Genomic DNA, 3,551 nt, shown 5'->3' with positions numbered 1-3,551 from the left:
CATCGGCGGCCGAGCAAACCAGGATAGCGCCGTCCATCTGCGCAGCACCGGTGATCATGTTCTTCACGTAGTCGGCGTGGCCCGGGCAGTCAACGTGCGCGTAGTGACGCACGGCCGAGTCGTACTCGACGTGAGCGGTGTTGATGGTGATACCACGAGCCTTCTCTTCCGGAGCCGAGTCGATCTTGTCGAAGTCGACCTTGGCGCTACCGAATACTTCGGAGCAGACGCGAGTCAGAGCAGCGGTCAGAGTGGTTTTACCGTGGTCAACGTGACCGATGGTGCCAACGTTGACGTGCGGTTTGTTACGCTCAAACTTTTCCTTAGCCATCTGACCCGTCTCCGAACAAGGAATTGAGAACTGACACTGCCATTAAAACAAAGGCAGATATCTGCATATCTGCCTTTGTTGAAGTGGAGCTCATGAGCGGATTTGAACCGCTGACCTCACCCTTACCAAGGGTGTGCTCTACCAACTGAGCTACATGAGCGAAACACCTTGCACAAACAGCAAACCTGGAGCGGGCAGCGGGAATCGAACCCGCATCATCAGCTTGGAAGGCTGAGGTTCTACCACTGAACTATGCCCGCGGAGCCTGCAGCTCACGCTTAATCTGGTGGAGGGGGAAGGATTCGAACCTTCGAAGTCTATGACGTCAGATTTACAGTCTGATCCCTTTGGCCGCTCGGGAACCCCTCCAAAGTGAGGCGGCATTCTCTTCTCATGCCCCTCTACTGTCAAGCCTTTTCTCAATAAAAACTTGAGGTTAGCGCTCTTTGACAGCAGCCTCTTGAGGATACCCTCTTAAAGCGGGCGCCATTCTATTCAAACTATTGAGAGGTTGCAACGCTTTCGCACGGCATTATTTGATGCTGCAGTTCCTTAAATTCTGAAGCCAGTTGCGGCAAGGCGTCATCAGCCAAGCGCCGACTCTCAGGCGCAATACGAACCCAGAAACTACGCTGCGCCCTGGACAGCTCGCGCATCAGCGGGTCGTAACCCGCGTCGCGCAGGCGCTGCACCACACTCTCGGCCGAGTCACTGCGCGGGAAAATGCCAAGCGAAATGCCATTGGACAGATCGCCCTGAGTAATGATGTAGCTGTCAATCTTACGCGCCTGCAACTCTTTCAATTGCCGTAATGATGCCTGGCGAGAAGCCAATGGAGCGAGATAGACCCAGTAATCCAGCCCAGCAGCAGCATCTACGGAGCGCACTTGCGCCTGGATGTCCAATGCCATCAGGCGCTGCTCAATCTGGCGAGCGGCTGCCTCCCGCTGGAAGCTACCCAGAAACAGGCATGTCTCGTCCACGGTAGATACAGAAGACCGAGCCAGCTCAGGCCGAACCTTCGCACGGTCACCAGCATCCAGAAGCCGAATGCCCTGTTGATCTCCCTGGTATGAAGCCATGGGCTCAACCTGCTTGACGCGCAGAGGAGCCTGCTGCTGATGCCAAACGTAATAGAAAAGGTTAAGAACCAATAGAAGCAGAAAGAACCAGCGCATCCCTATTCCCCCGGTAGCGGACAGGCTTTGGCCAAACCAACAAATACCAAATCGGAAACCAACTCAGCTTGCGGCAGAACCTCACACACGAGATCCGCATCACCACCTGTGAGATAGATGCGAAAGTCGCCACCGAAGGACTCTCGAGCCAACTCCACCTGAGTTAGCACAAAGCCACGAAGCATAAGAACGCAGCCTCGCTCCACAGCCTCGACAGTCGACCGGCCAGGCCGAGTGCTACGCATAGCCAACTCCGCAGCTACGTCATCGTATCGAATCCGTCGGGTATGCGTGCGCAGCTGGTTGCGCATGAGCGGCACCCCCGGACAGATATAACCGCCCAAATGCTCCCCATTGGATGCTACAAAATCCGAGGTCACGGCAGTTCCGAGATCCAACACGAGACACGCACCACCGCACAACTGATAAGCCCCAACCACCGCCAGCCACCGATCCAACCCCAGCCGCAGATAGTCGTCATATCCGTTACGCACGCCTGCCAACTGCCGAGACGGCTGAGCGCAAAGCACTGCGCAACCGAACTCTGACGTCAGCATGGCAGCCAAGGCAGATGTCTCCGCATCGGTGCGGACACTCACTAGGCGACATCCTGTGATCGAGAGGCCAACAGATCCGCGCAAAACCCGCAGCAGCTCGACATCGGAGTCAACAACACCGCCTGAGGAAAGCTCTCGAATTCGCCACTTGATCAGGCTATTGCCACAGTCCAGCTCAAGAATCATCACGCAACCTCAGGCTTAACTCGCCCCCACTGAACTGACGCTCCTCGCCCGCAACGTCTAGACGAAGCGCCCCAAGTCGATCGACGCCCAGCACTCGCCCATCAATGCGATGCGTCCCCGCCAGCAAGCTGACTTCCTTGTCCTGCCACAAATGCCAAGACTCCCACTCCTCGCGTAACGCGGAAAAACCGCCCGAGCCATGCAAGTCGAGGTAATGGCGCAACCAGCGCCCCAGGGACAACACCAAATCCGTACGATCAACGACATGCCCAAGGCTTTCTCGGAGTGACGTCCAGGGCTGATCAATAGATATCGAGCCATCAGCCCGCATATTCACATTGATGCCTATACCGATAACTACATGACAGGCATCCGCCGGATCTCCCGCCAACTCCAACAACACGCCAGCGATCTTTCGACCGCCAAGCAGCAGATCGTTCGGCCACTTGAGACCCACACCCAAACATCCGACCTCACGCAAGGCCCCCAAGACAGACAGCCCCACTGACAAACTAAGGCCACTGAGCGGGAAGGAGCCCCCCTCAAGGCGAATACCTAGGCTGTAATAAAGATTCACTGCAAACGGACTCACCCACTCCCGACCACGCCGGCCACGCCCCCTCTCCTGCCGCTCAGCTACAACCAGTAAGGGCCCGCGGGCCCCACCTGCGAGCTGACGAAGCACCTCCGAATTAGTGGAGTCCGTCGATTCGAGCACAGCAGCATGCCAACCAGCCTCCCACGACCTCTGAACGATGACACCCTCATCCAAAAGGGAAAGCGGCGAACTCAAACGATAGCCTCGCCCAGGAATGCGATGAATAACTAGGCCTAGCTCATCCTCAAGATGCTGCAGCCGCTTCCACACTGCCGCCCGACTAACACCCAGTAAGCCCCCAATGGCCTCACCGGAATGGAATTGGCCGTCGCGCAGCAATTGCAACACTTCACGCATCAAAATAACGCCGGGATAGAGAGGCAGGCATCATAGCGATGCGAGTCTGAATTGCCTAGAAATGGAGAACTGGGAGTGCGAGGAGCACCCGCTGTTCCATTCACCCATGAAAAAGCCACCGCAGATGGTGGCCTTTATGCGCGCTACGTGGGATGGGCCCGCTCTACTCCGCCAGCTGTCTCAGGACTTTCCCATACACTCGTCGCTTCTGATTTTCCCGCGCACAAAAGCCAAACCCCCACCCGATTGCTCGGATGGGGGTTTGGGGATAGGAGCTTGACGATGACCTACTCTCACATGGGGAAACCCCACACTACCATCGGCGATGCGTCGTTTCACTACTG

General features: G+C 56.7%; 4 protein-coding genes and 3 tRNA genes. All 7 read right to left on the bottom strand.

The window, feature by feature from the left end; translation table 11 throughout:
* Positions 1–331: GTP-binding protein (locus IB234_RS23730; RefSeq protein WP_263864209.1), on the bottom strand; the 331-nt coding region annotated here is incomplete at its 3' end.
* Between the two features lie 84 nt (positions 332–415).
* A tRNA-Thr gene (locus IB234_RS23725) sits at positions 416–491 on the bottom strand.
* 26 nt (positions 492–517) lie between these two features.
* Positions 518–591, bottom strand: a tRNA-Gly gene (locus IB234_RS23720).
* 24 nt (positions 592–615) lie between these two features.
* Positions 616–700: transfer RNA gene (locus tag IB234_RS23715), tRNA-Tyr, on the bottom strand.
* 131 nt (positions 701–831) lie between these two features.
* Complete coding sequence (locus IB234_RS23710; protein WP_192322312.1) at positions 832–1,509, bottom strand: SPOR domain-containing protein; 678 nt, start codon at positions 1,507–1,509, stop codon at positions 832–834.
* A 2-nt stretch (positions 1,510–1,511) separates the two neighbouring features.
* Entirely contained in the window at positions 1,512–2,252 is a 741-nt protein-coding gene (locus IB234_RS23705; protein ID WP_192322311.1) for a pantothenate kinase, read from the bottom strand.
* Entirely contained in the window at positions 2,242–3,207 is a 966-nt protein-coding gene (gene birA, locus IB234_RS23700) for a bifunctional biotin--[acetyl-CoA-carboxylase] ligase/biotin operon repressor BirA (protein ID WP_192322310.1), read from the bottom strand. The genes IB234_RS23705 and birA overlap by 11 nt, the downstream gene beginning before the upstream one ends.
* Positions 3,208–3,551 lie beyond the last annotated feature (344 nt).

The sequence above is a fragment of the Pseudomonas sp. PDM16 genome (assembly GCF_014851865.1).
Taxonomy (GTDB): Bacteria; Pseudomonadota; Gammaproteobacteria; order Pseudomonadales; family Pseudomonadaceae; genus Aquipseudomonas.
Note: the sequence above shows the minus strand (reverse complement) of the source record. Positions and strands in the feature narration are given on the sequence as shown.